Source organism: Starkeya sp. ORNL1 (assembly GCF_012971745.1).
GTDB lineage: Bacteria > Pseudomonadota > Alphaproteobacteria > Rhizobiales > Xanthobacteraceae > Ancylobacter.
Map to the genome: position 1 here is coordinate 1,986,731 of NZ_CP048834.1, position 16,558 is coordinate 2,003,288.

At 66.7% G+C, this 16,558-nt stretch carries 17 protein-coding genes; 8 read left to right on the forward strand and 9 right to left on the reverse strand.

Annotation, left to right across the window (positions count from 1 at the left end; translation table 11 throughout):
• Positions 1-11: 11 nt before the first annotated feature.
• Positions 12-623 carry a hypothetical protein gene (locus G3545_RS09675; RefSeq protein WP_170012000.1) on the forward strand — a complete coding sequence of 204 codons (612 nt, stop codon included), beginning with the start codon at positions 12-14 and terminating at the stop codon, positions 621-623.
• A gap of 135 nt (positions 624-758) precedes the next feature.
• On the opposite strand, the gene G3545_RS09680 is transcribed toward G3545_RS09675, so the two are convergent.
• From G3545_RS09680 to G3545_RS09705, 6 genes are all read right to left on the reverse strand, one after another.
• Positions 759-1,445 carry a PQQ-dependent catabolism-associated CXXCW motif protein gene (locus tag G3545_RS09680; RefSeq protein WP_246702757.1) on the reverse strand — a complete coding sequence of 229 codons (687 nt, stop codon included), beginning with the start codon at positions 1,443-1,445 and terminating at the stop codon, positions 759-761.
• Positions 1,442-2,263, reverse strand: coding sequence for a substrate-binding domain-containing protein (locus G3545_RS09685; protein ID WP_246702878.1), 822 nt, complete (start codon positions 2,261-2,263; stop codon positions 1,442-1,444). The genes G3545_RS09680 and G3545_RS09685 overlap by 4 nt, the downstream gene beginning before the upstream one ends.
• 103 nt (positions 2,264-2,366) lie before the next feature.
• On the reverse strand, positions 2,367-2,951 hold the full coding sequence (locus G3545_RS09690) for a c-type cytochrome, methanol metabolism-related (RefSeq protein WP_170012004.1): 585 nt from the start codon (positions 2,949-2,951) through the stop codon (positions 2,367-2,369).
• A gap of 216 nt (positions 2,952-3,167) precedes the next feature.
• Entirely contained in the window at positions 3,168-4,973 is a 1,806-nt protein-coding gene (gene xoxF5, locus G3545_RS09695; protein ID WP_170012006.1) for a lanthanide-dependent methanol dehydrogenase XoxF5, read from the reverse strand.
• A 394-nt stretch (positions 4,974-5,367) separates the two neighbouring features.
• On the reverse strand, positions 5,368-6,363 hold the full coding sequence (locus G3545_RS09700; RefSeq protein WP_170012008.1) for a quinoprotein relay system zinc metallohydrolase 2: 996 nt from the start codon (positions 6,361-6,363) through the stop codon (positions 5,368-5,370).
• Between the two features lie 188 nt (positions 6,364-6,551).
• The gene (locus G3545_RS09705) at positions 6,552-7,019 is read right to left on the reverse strand and encodes a cytochrome c family protein (RefSeq protein WP_170012010.1); all 468 of its coding nucleotides are present in this window, start codon (positions 7,017-7,019) and stop codon (positions 6,552-6,554) included.
• A 331-nt stretch (positions 7,020-7,350) separates the two neighbouring features.
• Here G3545_RS09705 and G3545_RS09710 point away from each other — a divergent pair, with 331 nt between their 5' ends.
• From G3545_RS09710 to mgtE, 7 genes are all read left to right on the forward strand, one after another.
• Positions 7,351-7,932, forward strand: a complete 582-nt coding sequence (locus G3545_RS09710) for an aspartate kinase (RefSeq protein ID WP_170012012.1) — start codon at positions 7,351-7,353, stop codon at positions 7,930-7,932.
• Positions 7,929-8,510, forward strand: a complete 582-nt coding sequence (locus G3545_RS09715; protein WP_170012014.1) for a flavoprotein — start codon at positions 7,929-7,931, stop codon at positions 8,508-8,510. The genes G3545_RS09710 and G3545_RS09715 overlap by 4 nt, the downstream gene beginning before the upstream one ends.
• Entirely contained in the window at positions 8,503-9,936 is a 1,434-nt protein-coding gene (locus G3545_RS09720) for a DUF6513 domain-containing protein (protein ID WP_170012016.1), read from the forward strand. The genes G3545_RS09715 and G3545_RS09720 overlap by 8 nt, the downstream gene beginning before the upstream one ends.
• A gap of 9 nt (positions 9,937-9,945) precedes the next feature.
• On the forward strand, positions 9,946-10,515 hold the full coding sequence (locus G3545_RS09725) for a DUF447 domain-containing protein (RefSeq protein ID WP_170012018.1): 570 nt from the start codon (positions 9,946-9,948) through the stop codon (positions 10,513-10,515).
• A 13-nt stretch (positions 10,516-10,528) separates the two neighbouring features.
• A complete protein-coding gene (locus G3545_RS09730) occupies positions 10,529-11,236 on the forward strand; it encodes a (5-formylfuran-3-yl)methyl phosphate synthase (protein ID WP_170012020.1) in 708 nt (235 codons plus the stop codon).
• A gap of 213 nt (positions 11,237-11,449) precedes the next feature.
• Positions 11,450-12,484: an LLM class flavin-dependent oxidoreductase gene (locus G3545_RS09735; RefSeq protein WP_170012022.1), complete on the forward strand. Its 1,035-nt coding sequence runs from the start codon at positions 11,450-11,452 to the stop codon at positions 12,482-12,484.
• Between the two features lie 192 nt (positions 12,485-12,676).
• Entirely contained in the window at positions 12,677-14,071 is a 1,395-nt protein-coding gene (gene mgtE, locus G3545_RS09740) for a magnesium transporter (protein ID WP_170012024.1), read from the forward strand.
• A gap of 228 nt (positions 14,072-14,299) precedes the next feature.
• Here the strand turns inward: mgtE and G3545_RS09745 are convergent, their stop codons facing one another.
• From G3545_RS09745 to fhcD, 3 genes are all read right to left on the reverse strand, one after another.
• A complete protein-coding gene (locus G3545_RS09745) occupies positions 14,300-14,515 on the reverse strand; it encodes a DUF1059 domain-containing protein (protein WP_170012026.1) in 216 nt (71 codons plus the stop codon).
• Positions 14,516-14,808: 293 nt separating this feature from the next.
• Positions 14,809-15,609 (reverse strand): formylmethanofuran dehydrogenase subunit C, encoded by an 801-nt coding sequence (locus G3545_RS09750; protein ID WP_170012028.1) that lies wholly within the window; start codon positions 15,607-15,609, stop codon positions 14,809-14,811.
• Entirely contained in the window at positions 15,606-16,517 is a 912-nt protein-coding gene (fhcD, locus tag G3545_RS09755) for a formylmethanofuran--tetrahydromethanopterin N-formyltransferase (RefSeq protein ID WP_170012030.1), read from the reverse strand. Before fhcD ends, G3545_RS09750 begins: the two co-directional genes overlap by 4 nt.
• Between the last annotated feature and the right edge of the window lie 41 nt (positions 16,518-16,558).

The window sequence follows — 16,558 nt, forward strand, 5'->3', positions numbered from 1 at the left end:
GGAGTCGCCTCATGTATTCGTCGAATCGCGTTCTGGCCCCCCTGCTCCTGCTGGCGCTTGCCGGCCCGGCGTCGGCCGCGTCACCGGACACGCTATGGCCCTGCATCCAGCCCAAGGTGGCCGAACTCGCCGCCGGGCAGATGTGGGCCGGCCCGCCGCTCACCGACGCCAAATGGCGCGACGACCAGGATGTCGCCGAGCTGGTGCCGGTGATCGCGGCGCGGCGCACCTCGATCGAGGACGCCACCACGAAAATCGAGCAGTTCGCCAAGGACGCCGGCGCCGACAAGAAGGCGCGGCTGACATTGCTGTTCGCAGGGGTGTTCGAGGAGATCAACGGCCTGCGCTCGCGCATCCTCACCGGCATCGAGCGCTATTCGCAGCACCAGATCGACCTCTCCAAGCGCATCAAGGATGAGAGCCTGAAGGTGGCGCAGGCCAAGAAGGCCGCCGCCAGCGACGACGAGAAGGCCAAGGCGGGGGAGCTTGAGCAGCAATTGCTGTGGGACACCCGGATCTATGATTCGCGCTCGCAGGCGGTCTCCGCGGTGTGCGAGAGCCCGGTGATCCTCGAGCAGCGCGCCTTCGCCATCGCGCGAGCGATCCAGAACGTGATGGAGTGAGGGGTGTCGTGCTGCTTCAGCATCCTTCGAGGCCCGGCCTTGCAGGGCACCTCAGGATGAGGTTCTCCCTTTAGGACAACCTCATCCTGAGGTGCCGCCGCAGGCGGCCTCGAAGGATGCTGAAGCAGAGCGCGCTCACAACCGCGGCACGGCCGTTTCCAGTGGCAGGCCAGCCTTGGCCCAGCCATCGCTGCCGCCGGGATACCAGGAGACATTGCCGAAGCCGTACTCGAGCGCACGCTTGGCGGCGTTCCAGCTCATCCAGCACTCGGTCTGGCAGTAGAACACCAGCGGCGCATCATGCCGGCCTCCGGTGAGGCTCTCCAGCCCGCCGCGGAAATAGCCGTCCACCTGCGCGTTGAGCAGGCCATAGCCGACATTCGGGAACCACACGCTGCCGGGGATGTCGTCGCGTTTCTTGTCGCGCCAGATGGTGCCGGCGGGAAGGTTCGCCGGCTTCACGTCACGCGGCATGACGTCGATGAACAGCGCCGCCCGGTCGCGCCAGAGCCTGGCGGCAGTGTCGGTGTCGAGCACGGTGGCGCCGCGCAGCGTTGCCGGGGTCGGGGCGCGGTAGTCATCGGTGCGGTAGCCGTCCGGCTCCGGCGGCACCTTGGGCGGATTGAGGGCCTCCTGCACCGCCTTGTCGGTCGCGGTGGCAGTGCCGGGCGCGGCCGGCTCCTGCGCATAGGCCGGGGACAGCGCCAGCACCACGGCGAGCCCGGCCATGGCCAGCCAGGCCAGCGGCACGGGAGAAGCCTCCTCGCGCGGCAGCGTTCCGGCCGGGTCCCCCGAGGGTCCGTGGCCGGCGCGTGGGCTCATTTGCCGGCTCCCATCGGCTGGTTGGCCTCGTCGAGCAGCGGCACGCCATATTCCAGCAGGATGCGGTTGATCTCCGGCTGGTTGGCGGTGATGAAATCGTTGAGCTGGTGCTTCCAGTTCAGCTCGCCCGGGCGGATGCCGAGCGTGATGCGGTACACCATTTGCGGGTCGCCCCTCTCCTTCACCAGCGGCACCACATCGAGCGCGGCTTCGGAGCGGCGGGCATAATAGCCGCCGATCGGGCCCCACAAGATGCCGGCATCGATCTCGCCGGAATTGATGTCGGCGATCATCTGCTCGGCCGGGCTGTCGAATCGGCGGTCCACTGTGAGCGAATAGGGCTTGGCCATGCTCATCAGGCCGTTGCGGGCCAGGAGGTCGCCCGGTGGGGTACCGGCGACGACGCCGATATGCCGGCCCTTGAGCCGGATATCCTCCAGCGAATCGACACCTTCGAGGTCGCCGCCCTTCTTGGAGATCAGCACCCAGGCCGACTTGTAATAGGGGTTGGTGTTGAGCACCGGGTCGCCGCCGGCGACATAGCCCATCACGATGTCGCAGCGCTTCTCGCCGAGCGTCTTGCGGTAGAAGCCGGTGGCCTGCGGGAACCAGGTATAGTCCAGCGGCAGGTTCAGCTTTTGCGAGAGCAGGTCGGCGATCTTGTTCTCGAAGCCTTCGCCCTTCTCATTGGTGAAGGGCATGTTCGCCGGATCCGCGCACACACGCAGCGTGGAGCGATCGACGAGATCGGAGACCTGGGCGCGTGCGGACGGCGCGGCGATCAGGGCGACGAGGATCGCCGCCACCCCTCCCACCATCGTCATCCCGGACGGCCAACGGCCGAGCCGGGATCGCGTGACGGTACGGGTACGCGATCCCGGCTCGAAGGCTGCGCCTTCGTCCGGGATGACGACCGGGGTTTTACTTACGACCAAAGCACTGGTTCTCATTGTCACCGTACGCCTTCGTCTTGTCCTCGCGCTTGCTCGGCCGCTGGCGGTCGAGCACCCCATCGGCGCGGGCCTTCAGATAAACGTAGATATCGTCGATGTAGCACATCACATTCAGGTTCTCGCCGAACGCCGGCATCACCTGGTTGGCCTGGCCGACGCCGACATTCTGCTTGCCGTTGACGACGACTTCCATGAACTGGTCGTGGGTCATGGTCTTGAGCGACTCCGCCAGCGCCGGGGCGTAGCTGGAGCCGAGGCCGTCGGGGCCGTGGCAGACATGGCACTCGGCGTGATAGCGGCGGTAGCCGCTATAGGTGTACCAGTCCATCGTGCCGTCCGCGGAGAAGTGATAGGTCGGCGTGCCGTCGGGGAGCGTGTACTTGCCCATCTCGTCCTTGGTCGCCGCGGCCTGCGCTTCGGCGGCAGACGCGCCACCAGCGGCAGGGGCCGGCTGCTGGGCGAGAGCGGGGGCGCCACCGATCAGCAGCAAGGCGAGGGCAGCGGCGGCCGGCAGCATGCCGGAAAGAGACCGTCCGCGGAAAGCATACTTCATGAGGGACACTCCCTGGGTTCCAGGACCGCTATTGTGCCGCTCCGGGGCCGGGGGAGGCCGGAGCGAAGTCTCTGGAACAGTTCTAAGATTTTTATAAGAACCGGATCGCCGAGACGCCGGGGCCTGGCACGCCGGCTCTCACCGACGGCCAGGCCCCTTTGTCTTGAGAGGTGGGAGCCGGCCAGGCTTTCGCCTGGACCGGCTTCCGCCCGTTGATCAGTTCGGCAGCGCGAACACGGTGAGCTGGCCACCGAGGTTGGTGTAGCTCGACAGGGCCGCATAGCCACCCACCGCGCCGAGACCGGCTTGCGGGTCGGTCAGGCCGGCCGCGAGGCCGATGCCTGCCCAGCCACCGACACCCGACAGGATGGCGATGTACTGCTTGCCCTTGTGCTCATAGGTGGTGACGTTGCCGATGATGCCCGACGGGGTCTTGAACTTGTAGAGTTCCTTGCCCGTCTTGCTGTCGACCGCCTTCAGGTAGCCTTCGAGCGTGCCGTAGAAGACCACGTCGCCGGCGGTGGCGAGCGCGCCCGACCACACCGAGAACGGCTCCTTCAGCGACCACACGATCTTGCCCTTGGTGTTGTCCCAGGCGATGAAGTTGCCCATGCCGCCATGGCTGTTCGGCGCGGGGAACATCGACAGGGTGGCACCGACATAGGGCTGGCCCGCAGTGTAGCTGACGCGGAACGGCTCATAGTCCATGCAGACGTGGTTGGTCGGCACGTAGAACAGCTTGGTCTTCGGCGAGTAGGCCGCAGGCTGCTGGTCCTTGGTGCCGAGCGCCGCCGGGCAGATGCCCTTGGTGTTGACGTCTTCACCCTGCTGCTCGGTCGAGAACTGCGACACCACCTGCGGACGACCGAAGGTCGGGCTGTTGCGGTCCATGTCGACCTTGGTGGCCCAGTTCACCGCCGGGTCGAACTTCTCGGCGACGAGCAGGTCGCCCGACACGCGGTCCAGCGTATAGCCGAAGCCGTTGCGGTCGAAGTGGGTGAGCAGCTTGCGCTGCTGGCCGTTCATCTCCTGATCCGTGAGGATCATCTCGTTGATGCCGTCATAGTCCCACTCGTCGTGGGGGGTCATCTGGTAGACCCACTTGGCCATGCCGGTGTCGGCGTCACGCGCCCAGATGGTCATCGACCACTTGTTGTCGCCGGGACGCTGCTTCGGGTTCCAGGTGGAGGGGTTGCCCGAGCCGTAATAGACGAGGTTGGTTTCCGGATCGTAGGAATACCAGCCCCAGGTGCAGCCGCCGCCGATCTTCCACTGATCGCCTTCCCAGGTCTTCAGCGAAGAGTCCGCGCCGATCGGCTTGCCGAGAGCGGTGGTCTTGGCCGGGTCGACCAGCAGGTCGCTGTCCGGGCCCATCGAGTAGCCGCGCCACACCTGCTTGCCGGTGGCGCTGTCATAGGCGGTGACGTGGCAGCGCACGCCGAATTCGCCGCCGGAGATGCCGACGATGACCTTGTCCTTCACCGGCAGAACAGTCGCAGTATTGGTCTCACCCTTCTTGGGATCGCCATTGACCACGGACCATTTCTTCTCGCCGGTCTTGGCGTCGAGCGCCACCAGCGTGGTGTCGGCCTGGTGCAGGTAGATCAGCCCGTTGGAATAGGCGAGACCGCGATTCACGGTGTCGCAGCACATCACCGGGATGACGTTCGGATCCTGCTTCGGCTCGTACTTCCAGATGATCTTGCCATCGTTGTTGAGGTCGAGGGCATAGACGATGTTGGGGAACGGCGTGTGTACGTACATCACGTCGCCGATGATGAGGGGACCGCCTTCGTGACCGCGGAGCACGCCGGTCGAGAAGGTCCAGGCTACCTGCATCTTGCCGACATTGCCGGCATTGATCTGGTTGAGCTGGGAATAACGGGTGTTGGCGTAATCGCCGGTCTGGATACCCCATTGCTTGGGGTCTTTGATGATTTTCTGCAGTCCGTCATTGGCCATGGCGGGCATAGCAACGGCCGCAGTACCCAGCAGCATTGCCGCATAGGCGAGCTTGCGCATGCGTAATCTCCTCCTGAACGCGATCCTCCGGGCGCTATTGACCGGTATTCCGGGCAATCCGCTGCCGATTTATTCTTTTCATTCTGACCGTTCATCTTCGGCAGCGTGTCACGACCGGCTGGGGGAGAAACAGCCGGATCTCACGGGGGCATCCCGCCCCAAGCTGGCCTACGAACCGAATTTAAGGAGAAAACTCCCCCGAAACCCGTTGAAGCCGAAGACATAAGTGAGCCTAGCGCCATTTTGAACGGCACGCAATAAGAACCCTTAAGAGAAACGTCCTTATTATGATTTTGCTGCAATTGCGAACGTGGCATTTGTTATACCAGTCGGAATACTTTGAAGTTCCTAGGAGCCTTGTTGCGGCGCGAACGCCGAAGCTGCCGCCCCGACCCTATTCCCACTCATATTCGTGGTAAGCGGCGATGGCGTTGCGCGGGTTGAATTCGTCGAAAAGTACCCACTTTTCCCGCTCCGATTGCGCCACCCGGCCGGGTGCAACGCTCATCGGCTGGCCCGCCGCGATGAGACGCCGCACGTCGGACTGCACGAGATCGAGGTACCGCCGCTCGTCGCCCGCCGCCATCGGCCAGGCGACCGAGGCCGGGCCGTGTCCGGGCACCACGCGGGTGGTACCGCGCGCGGTGAGCGCCTCCATCAGCGCCAGCCATCCTTTCAGGCTGCCGTCGAGCGTCGGCACGTGGCCGACGAACAGCAGGTCGCCGAGAAACCAGGTGCCGGAAGCCTCGTCGAACACGGTGAGGTCGTTGTCGGTATGTGCGGTCGGCCATGATTCGAGAATCAGCTCGCGCCCACCGAGATCGAGGCTCATGCGGCCGTCGACCAGCACGTCCGGCAGCACCACCTCCGTGCCCTCGCCGAGCGGCCCGAGCAGGCGGTGCACCTGCGCCATATAGGTGTCGGTACGCACCGCCAGCGCGCGCGGCATCTTGCGATGCGCGACGAAGCTGGCGCCCTCCCCCCGGAACGCGGCATTGCCGAGCACATGGTCGGGATGCATGTGGGTATTGATGACATAGCGCACCGGCCGGTCGGTGACGCGGCGCACCGCCTCCTTGAGGCGCCGCCCGGTGAGCACGCTGTTGCCGGTGTCGATCACCGCGGCGGATTCGCTGCCGACCACGACGCCCATATTGCAGATGGCGCCGCCATTTTCCGGCGCCATCAATTCATAGGGCGCGGCATAGACGAAGACGCCGTCAGCGAGCTTTTCCAGCTTGAGCGGGTCGCGGGCGGTGACCGGCGCAGTTACTTGCGTGGTGTCCGCCGCGGCGAAGCGCGTGCCGGCCGCGGCAAAGCCAGTGCCGGCCGCGGCGCATGCCGCGCAGGCGATGAAGGCGCGGCGGTCGAGGCGGAAAGCCGGTGCCATGGGTGATGGTGACGCTGTTTCAACATCCTTCGAGGCCGGCCAAATGGCCGGCACCTCAGGATGAGGTCGCTTTAATGAACCACCTCATCCCTAGCGGTTGGCCGGTGGCCAACCGCGGGGTGCCCGGCAACGCCGGGCCTCGAAGGATGCTGCAACAGGACAATCCTGGGGGGACCCAGGATCGAGCCCTACTTCTTCTTCCCGGTCTCGTCGAACTGGACGAGATAGGCCTCGAGATCGGCGCGGTCGCCGTCCTTGGGCAGGCCGGCGAACACCATCTTGATGCCCGGCAGGTAGCCCTTCGGGTTCTCGAGATACTTGTTCAGCTTCTCGGCATCCCAGACCTCGCCGCTGGCGTTGTGCTGCTTCAGCGTCTCGGAATAGTTGAAGCCGGCGACCGAACCCATCTTGCGGCCGACAATGCCGTTCAGCTCAGGGCCGACCTTGTTCTTGGCGCCCTCGCCGATGGCATGGCAGGCCATGCACTTCTTGAAGACATTGGCGCCCTTCTCGGGATCGCCGGCAGCGACAGCGCCGGCAGCGGCGGGAGCTGCAGCAGCCGGAGCGGGAGCGGCAGCCGGCGCAGCCGCATCCTGCGCGAGGGCGGCGGTGGTGCCGAGGGCGAGGAGTGTGGCAGCGATGAGAATGCGATTCATCTTTGTCCTTCCCGGGGGGTATCGTTACCGACGCCGTCATGCGCGGCGCTTGATGAGGCGCGCACCTTAGCGCCGGAGTTAGAATGATCCTAGACGACCAAAGATCCATGCAAGATCGGCCGACCCCGACAAATGGCCGCATTCCGCACCGGAATGCAGCACCCGCACGTGCGGCACGAGGTCACGAGGTCTCTCCACTCGGTACGAACGACCTCATCCTGAGGTGCGAGCGCAGCGAGCCTCGAAGGATGTTGAAGCAGAAGGCGGCCATCGGAGATGGGCATCCTTCGAGGCCCGGCTCGCGCCGGGCACCTCAGGATGAGGTCGCTCGATGACTCGTGCTCCCGAAATCGTGAAGCTCGGCGGCAGCCTCATCCGCTCGCCGCGGCTGCCGGCACTGCTGGCCTGCCTCGCCCGGGCCGGGGCGCCGCTCGTCATCGTGCCGGGCGGCGGGCCGTTCGCCGATACGGTGCGCGCGGCGCAGCCGATCCTCGGCTTCTCCGACGAAACCGCGCACCGCATGGCGATCCTCGCCATGGAGCAGACCGCCTTCGCCCTCGCCGATCTCGAACCGCGGCTGATGCCGTGCGCCGAGGAGCCCGGCATCCTCGAGGCCCATGCCGCCGGGCACGCCGCGCTCTGGCTGCCGGTGCCGCTGGCACTCGATGCCGACGTGCCGGCCAGCTGGGAGGTGACCTCCGACAGCCTCGCCGCCTGGCTCGCCATCCGGCTGAAGGCCGCGCGGCTCACCTTGATCAAGTCGGCCGAGGTGGAGACCCCGGACGGTCCGCCGCAGCTCTGGGCCGATGACGGGCTTGTGGACGAGCATTTCCCGTCTATCTGTCAGCGCTTTGGCGGCGCGGTGCGGGCGATCTCGCTCAGCGAGGCGCTCGACGGGGAGTTCGCGGCATGAAGGACGGCATCTCCGACGAAAATTATCCGCGCTGGGGCTGGGCGCTCACCGGCTCCGGACACTTCTTCACCGAATCGATCGACCTGATCCGCGAACTCAATGATGTCGACCTGTTCGTATCGGCGGCGGCCGACGAGGTGCTGCGCATGTACCGCAAGGACAAGGAGGTGCTGCCCGCCACCACGCGCATCTTCAAGGAGACCACCGCTTCCTCGGTGCCGGTCGGGCAGTTCTATGAGGGGCTCTACCACACGCTGATCGTCTCGCCGGCCTCCTCCAACACGGTGGCGAAGTGCGTCTACGGCATCTCCGACACGCTGGTGACCAACTGCTTCGCGCAGGCCGGCAAGTGCCGGGTGCACACCATCGTCTTCGCCTGCGACACCGCGCCGGAGATGATCACCATGGCGCCGAAGGGTCCGGTGCCGGTCTATCCGCGCCGCATCGACCTGGAGAACACCGCCAAGCTGAAGGAATTCGACGACTGCACCGTGGTCGAATCGATCGCCGAGCTGCGAGGCGCCATCGCCGCCCGCCGGGCCTGGCTGGAAAGCGGAGCGAAAGCCGCCAATGGCTGAGGACACTCCACCTCGTACCCGCGTCGCGCTGGTTACCGGCTCGCTGGCGGAGCCGCGGCTGACGCAGATCGCCGGCGAGGTGGCGGACGAGACGCTCGATCCGGTGGTGGTCAATGTCGGGGTGAAGGTGGCGGCGCTGATGACCGCCGAGATCGTCGAGCGCCGGCTGAAGATTCCCGACGGCACCGACCGCGTGCTGATGCCCGGCCGCTTCCGCGGCGACCTCGACCGGCTGGAGCGCTTCTTCGGCGTGCCGTTTTCCCGCGGCCCGGACGAGATGGCCGACCTGCCGGACTATTTCGGCCAGGCGAAGCGCGCGGTCGACCTCAGCCAGCAGGACGTCACCATCTTCGCCGAGATCGTCGACGCCACAAAGCTGGACGTTCCCGGCATCCTCGCCAAGGCGAAATATCTGATCGGCGAAGGCGCCGACGTCATCGATCTCGGCTGCCTGCCCGACAGCGAATTCCCGCATCTGGAAGCCGCCATCGCCGCCCTGAAGGCCGAGGGCATCAAGGTAAGCGTCGATTCCTTCGATGCTGCCGAGCTCTCCCGCGCCACGCGGGCGGGCGCCAACTATCTACTCAGCCTCAACGAGACCAATCTCACTATAGCCGAGGAGGGCCCCGCGGTGCCGGTGCTGGTGCCGGCGACGCAGGGCGATGTCGAATCCCTCGCCCGCGCCATCGATATCTGCACGGCGAAGGGCCAGGCCTTCTACGCCGATCCGATCCTCGATCCGATCCATTACGGCTTCACCGCCTCGCTGCTGCGCTATGCCGAGATCCGCCGCCGCTATCCGGACATCCCGGTGCTGATGGGCATCGGCAATGTCACCGAGCTGACCGATGCCGACACCACCGGCATCAATGCGGTGCTGATGGGCATCATTTCGGAGCTCAGGCTCAACGCCGTGCTGGCGGTGCAGGTGAGCCCGCACTGCCGCACCGCGGTGCGCGAGTTCGACCGCGCCCGGCGCGAATTCTTCGCCGCCCGGCAGGCCGGCGCGCTGCCGCAGGGCTTCGGCCACGGCCTGATGGCGCTGCGCGACCGCAAGCCGTTCGCGGCGAGCCCCGATGAAGTGGCGCGGCTGGCGGCGCAGGTGAAGGACGGCAATTTCCGCATCGAGGTCACGGAAGACGGAATCCACATCTACAACCGCGACGGCCACCACGTCGCGGCGGATCCGTTCCAGCTGTTCCCGCATCTGAAGGTGGAGCAGGACGGCGCGCACGCCTTCTATCTCGGCGTCGAGACGGCCCGCGCCGAGATCGCCTATCATCTCGGCAAGCGCTATGCGCAGGACGAACCGCTCAAATGGGGCGTCGCCGGCGAGACCGGCGGCAGCGCGGAAGACGCGCACCGCTTGACGTTCAAGGAGGCTGGGTCGACCCTGTCGTCGAAACCGCGCAAGACCCAAGAGTGACCAGAAAAAATGATCCGCGAAACCATCATTTCCACTCGCTCGGCTGACGGCAAGCCGCATCTCGCCCCGCTCGGCGCCACGGTGATCGAGGGCGGCTATCTGCTGCAACCGTTCCGGCCGTCGCGCACGCTGGAGAATCTGATGGCGACGCGCGTCGCCTGCATCAATTTCACCGATGATGTGCGCATCTTCTCGGCGCTGGTCTCGCGCCACAAGCAATTGCCGGTGCCGCTCGCCAAGGCGACCAAGATCGACTGCCAGCGCATCGCCGCGACGCTCGCCCACCAGGAGCTCATCGTCGATCGCATCGAGGAGGACGAGAAGCGTCCGCGCTTCTTCTGCAAGATCGAGCGCAGCGAGATGCATCGGCCCTTCATGGGGCTGAACCGCGCCAAGGCGGCGGTGATCGAGGCGGCGGTGCTGGTCAGCCGGCTCTCCATGCTGCCGGCCGAAAAGATCGACCGCGACATGGCCCAGCTGGCGATCGTGGTGGAGAAGACCGCCGGTCCAGAGGAGCAGGAAGCGTGGAGCTGGATGGTGGAGGCGGTCGCCAACCATCGAAGGGCGCAGGCGTCATGACAGGACATGCCTCATGACAGGATTGCTCGCCAGCGTCGCCGATCTCGGCGAGATGCGCCTCGCCCGCGCCGGCGGGGCGGATGTCGTCGATCTGAAGCAACCGGCGTTCGGCGCGCTCGGCTCCTGGAGCACGGACGCGCTGGCCGCCGCCGTGCAATATTGGAGCGCCTGGCCGCAGCCGCGCCCGCTGCTCTCCGCCACCGCCGGCGACCAGCCGATGGTGGCGGCGATCCTGCGCGCCGCGGTGGAGCGCGTGGCGGTGACCGGGGTGCCGATCGTCAAGGTCGGGCTGTTCGCCTCCGCCCACGCGAGCGAATGCATCGAGGCGCTGGCGCCGCTGGCGGCGAAGACCCGGCTCGTCGGCGTGTTGTTCGCCGACCAGGAGCCGGACATGGCGCTGCTGGCGGTGATGGGTCGCGCCGGATTCTTGGGTGCCATGCTCGACACCGCGGACAAGAAGTCCGGCCGGCTGACCGACCATCTCGACACGCTCACCCTCAGCCACTTCGTCACTGAAGCCCGCCGCCACGGGCTGATGACGGGCCTGGCCGGTTCGCTCTCCATGGCCGACATCGCGCCCTTGAAGGCGGTGGGTGCGGACTATCTCGGCTTCCGCGGCGCGCTGTGCGTCGGCGGAAGGGAGGGACGGCTCGACCCAAGGCGGCTGAGGGCGGTGCGGACCCGGCTGACGCGGGCGGCGCCGGCGACGGGCGGGGAGTGAGGCGTCGTCCTGCTTGAACATCCTTCGAGGCCCGGCTTTGCCGGGCACCTCAGGATGAGGTCGTGTTTATGAGAACAACCTCATCCTGAGGTGCGAGCGCAGCGAGCCTCGAAGGATGCTCACGCAAAGCACCCTCCCCGGTCACACCCCTGTGCCTACTTGCAGCCCTTGCGCCTCTTACCTTTATGAGCGCCGACAAATGGAGTGATCCCCATGGAAATCGGCGTCTACACCTTCGCGGAGACCGGGCCGGAGCACCCGCCCGCCCAACGCCTCGCCGAGCTGATGGAAGAGATCCGCCTCGCCGACGAGGTCGGGCTCGATGTGTTCGGCGTCGGCGAGCATCACCGGCCGGACTTCGCGGTCTCGGCGCCCGCCATCATCCTCGCCGCCGCCGCCACCATCACCAGGCGCATCAAGCTGGCCAGCGCGGTGACGGTGCTGAGTTCCGACGATCCGGTGCGGGTGTTCCAGCAATTCGCCACCGTCGACCTGTTGTCGGGCGGGCGCGCCGAGATCATGGCCGGGCGCGGCTCCTTCATCGAATCGTTCCCGCTGTTCGGCCAGAACCTGAACGACTACGACACGCTGTTCACCGAGAACCTCGAACTGCTGCTGCGCATCCGCAAGGATGAACGCGTGAGCTGGCGCGGCGGCCACCGCCCGGCCATCGACAATCTCGGCGTCTATCCCCGCCCCGAGCGTGAGTTGCCCGTCTGGATCGCGGTCGGCGGCACGCCGCAATCCGTGGCGCGCGCCGGCACCCTCGGCCTGCCGCTGGCGCTCGCCATCATTGGCGGCCAGCCGGAGCGATTCGCGCCGCTGGTCGATCTCTATCGCGAGGCCGGCCGGCGCGCCGGGCACGCTCCCGATACCCTGAAGGTCGGCATCAATTCGCACGGCTTCGTCGCCGACAATCCGAAAGCCGCCGCCGACACCTTCTTCCCGCCTTACGCCACCATGATGGGCCGGATCGGGCGCGAGCGCGGCTGGCCGCCGCTGTCGCGCTCCCAGTTCGATGCCGGGCTTGACCTGCGCGGCCACCTGGTGGCCGGGAGCCCGCAGCAGGTGATCGACAAGATCCTGTTCCAGCAGGAGCTTTTCCACCACGACCGGTTCCTGATGCAGATCAGCGTCGGCCCGCTGCCGCATAAGGACGTGCTGCGCGCCATCGAATTGCTGGGCACCAAGGTGGCACCCGCGGTGCGTCGCGAGATGGCTAATACCCCGGTTGCATCCGAGGCTTGACAGCATCCGCTTACAGGTTCACTCAGCTCATGCCGCGGCCGCAGTGCCGCGGTGCAACCGGAAACACCCAAACCAATGCCCAGCGACAGTTACAGTCGATTGCCGGAAGCGGCCGCCGCGGTCTGATCGCCTGAATTGGCATCGGCTCCCGCGACCGCCGCTTACGGCCGGTCGACGGAAAGAAGAGCCGATATGGACGAGATTCGGAACCCCTCCGAAGACGATCTCGATGCCCGCCAACGTGCGGCCGACGTCGCTGAACTGCTGGACGAGCTATCCGAGGAACACCCCGCCGACATCGCCGAGGCGCTGGAGGAGGAGGAGCCGGAAACCGCGTCCGCGGTGCTGGCGCGGCTGCCGCGCGATCGCGCCGTCGAGGTGCTCGACTACCCGGAGTTCGAGCAATATGCCGACGTCATCGAGGAACTGCCGATCGACCAGGCGGTGTCGCTGATCGCCGGCATGTCGGCCGACCGCGCCGCCGAACTGTTCCGCCAGCTCGAGGAGCCGATCCGCTCGGACCTGTTCTCGCGGCTCGACGATTCGACACAGGCCGCGATCAGCCGGCTGCTGTCCTATCCCGAGCACACCGCCGGCAGCCTGATGACGACCGAGTTCGTCACCGTGCCCTCGAACTGGACGGTGGGCGACACGCTGCGGCACATTCGCGCCATCGAACGCACCCGCGAGACCATCTACGCGATCTATGTGCTCGATCCGCAGACGCACAAGCTCTTGAAGGCGGTGACGCTGCGCCGCCTCATCACCGGCGAGCCGCAGCACCCCATCCTTTCGGTGGCGCCGCAGCACGATCCGATCACCACCGACCCGCTGACCGACCGCGAGGACGTGGCTCGGCTGATCTCGAAGTACGACCTGCTCGCCGTGCCGGTGGTCGACGCCAACGACCATGTGCTCGGCATCGTCACCGTCGACGACATGATCGACGCCATCATCGAGGAAGGCACCGAGGACGCGCAGAAGTTCGGCGGCATGGAAGCGCTGGACGAGCCCTATATGGAGATCGGCTTCCTCGACATGCTGAAGAAGCGCGCCGGCTGGCTGTGCGTGCTGTTCCTCGGCGAGATGCTCACCGCCAGCGCCATGCAGCATTTCGAGGAGGAACTCGAAAAGGCGATCGTGCTGACGCTGTTCATCCCGCTGATCATGAGCTCGGGCGGCAATTCCGGCTCGCAGGCGACCTCGCTGATCATCCGCTCGCTGGCGCTGCACGAGGTGACGCTGGCCGACTGGTGGCGCGTGGCGCTGCGCGAGATCCCGGCCGGACTGACGCTCGGCGCCATCCTCGGCGCGCTCGGCTTCGTCCGGATCGTGGCGTGGCAGCAGCTCGGCATCTTCGACTATGGCGAGCACTGGATGCTGGTGGCCTTCACCGTCGCCGCCGCGCTGATCGGCATCGTGACGTTCGGCTCGGTCACCGGCTCGATGCTGCCCTTCATCCTGCGCCGCCTCGGCTTCGACCCCGCGAGTGCCTCCGCCCCGTTCGTGGCGACGCTGGTCGATGTGACCGGCCTCGTGATCTATTTCAGCGTTGCGCTGGCAATCCTGAGCGGGACGCTGTTGTAGGGCGCCCTGCTCCAACATCCTTCGAGGCCGCCTGCGGCGGCACCTCAGGATGAGGTGGTTATAAAGACAACCTCATCCTGAGGTGCGAGCCCACGGGTCTTGCCTTTGGCAAGCCCGAGGACAGGCTCCGCGAGCCTCGAAGGATGCTCAAGCCGAGCACCCTCTGCTCCGGGCACGCGATCCCGGATCGGCCTTGCGGCCGTCCGGGATGACGATGTCGGGAGGAAATCAAGCCGCATGCGCGGGCGAGGCCATTGGCGGGGTGCCCTTATGGAACGCGCTCTTGATCATGGCGCGCAGTTCCGGCGTGTCCTTGTGGCCGTGCGTATTGACCGCATGCTGCACGGCGGCTTCCAGCAGTTCCTTCTCGCTGTCCGCGGCCATGGCGAGACTGCATTTCTTTTCGCTGGGGATTTCCCGGCAGTCGATGAACACACGTCCCATAAACGCCTCCTGTGTCGGAGCGCCGGCTCTTGAGACCGTCCTGTGCGGCGCTCGGCGCCGGAAGCGGACGATACGCCCCGTTGTCCAAAGTCACAACGGCGTCACGTCATCCCTAGCAGTTGGCCCATGGCCAACTGCGGGGGTGCGAGCCCACGGGTCTTGCCTTTGGCAAGCCCGAGGACAGGCTCCGCGAGCCTCGAAGGATGTTGAAGCAGAGGGCGTTCATCGGGGACGGGCATCCTTCGAGGCCGCTCCGCGGCACCTCAGGATGACGTTGCGCCCAAAGTGGGAATCTACCCCACTACCAGCACCTCGCCCTGCCCGCCGAGCAGGGTGTCGCCGACGATGCGGCGGGCGCTGGTGACGCCGTCCAGCAGGCCCTTCAGATCCTCGATCCGCCGCGCGAGCAGCCGCAGCGCGATCAGATCGTGGTTGCCGGTGTCGACGAAACCGGCCGGCAACACCGGGGCAATCTTCGCGAACACCGTGCCGCGCTTCATGCCGCGCCCGGCGAGTGCGCCGATGGCGCCTTCCACCGCGACGGTGCCGGCGATCATGTCGGTCGCCAGCCCCTCGCCGGCATCGCCACCGACCACGATCAGCCCGCCGCGCTGGCGCTCGGCAAGGCGCGCGCCGGCCGAGCCATGGATGCGCAGCACCCCGCCCGACATGCCGCGCCGCGAACCGGAGGTCGCCGCGCCGGCATGGTCGCCGGCATTGCCCTTCACTTCGATACGCCCGCCGGAAAGCTCGGCGCCGAGATAGTCCCCGGCATTGCCGGCAATGCGCAGCACGCCGCCGGACATGCCGCGCCCGGCCCAGGCGCCGACCTCGCCATCGACGATGATCTCGCCGCTCTCCAGCCCGGCGCCGACGCCGTCGAGCCTGATATCGCCGATCTCGATCACCAGCGGGCCATTGCCGCCGGTGCCCTCGATGAAGAACAGGTCGGCCAGTGCGCGCATGCGCCCGCCATAGGGCACCTGGCGGTATTCGGCATCGCGCGCCGTGAGCGCGCCGAGCACCGCCGGGGTGATCTGCGAGAGATCGACCCGCGCGGAAAATGGGGCGTGCGGCCTCAAGGTGATGGTCATGCCACCTGTTCCCTCGCCATGATCTCGCGCAGCTTGAAGTGGAACGGGCCGAGATTGCCGCCATAATTGCCGGCATCGACGGCGACTATGCCGCCCGCCGCGCCGATCTGGCACACCGCCTTGATGCCGATGCGGGTGGCGTCGGCCACGCTGTTGAAGCTCACGCCGTCAATGACGATCTCCATCACCGAGCCGACTTCCGGGGGCAGCGCGCTCGCCACCGCGCCGCGCAGCGTCGGGCAATAGGCGTCGTTGGTGGACGCGAACAGGCCCTTGTATTTCGAGCCGACCTTGGAGCCGGAGCGCACGATGCCGCCCGGGAACGGCAGGATATTGCCTCCCACCGTGCCCATCGCCTTCACCGCGGCCTCGGCAGCGGCGAGCGCCTGCGGACGAGAGCGGGCGAGGATGAGGAAATTGCCGCCGCCGACGCCCTCCACCGAGCCGGTGTCCTCGTCGCAGACGAACTCGCCCTCCATCACCGGCATGCGCCAGAAGCGCTTGTCGCCGATCTTCTTCGAGATCTGGTGGCCGTCGGCGAAGTAGCGGATGGTCTTGGCCAGCGGCACCCGCTTGCCGGTGTCCATGCCGGAATAGCAGGCGGTGGTCGGGCAGGTGAGGATGCACTGGCCGAGACGCAGCGGCACCACCTTCTTGAGCGAGCCGAAATCCATCGCGAAGATCAGTATGGCGATGCCCGGCCGGCCGTCCGGGGTCTCGCTCGGCGGGATCTCCCGCTCGATGCCGGCCTCGCAGCCGCAGCCGATCACCGAGGTGGCGAAGCCCGTGGTGACGCGCGCCGCGGTCAGCGCCCATTCCGGCGTGTCGGCGGTGATGACGAGCCGGGCCCCGACCATCGGGAAGGCCTCGGCGAAGCTGTCGCGGATCTCGACGCCGTTGATGATCATAGCGGCGCTCCCGGGCGACCATCCTTCGAGGCTCGCTGCGC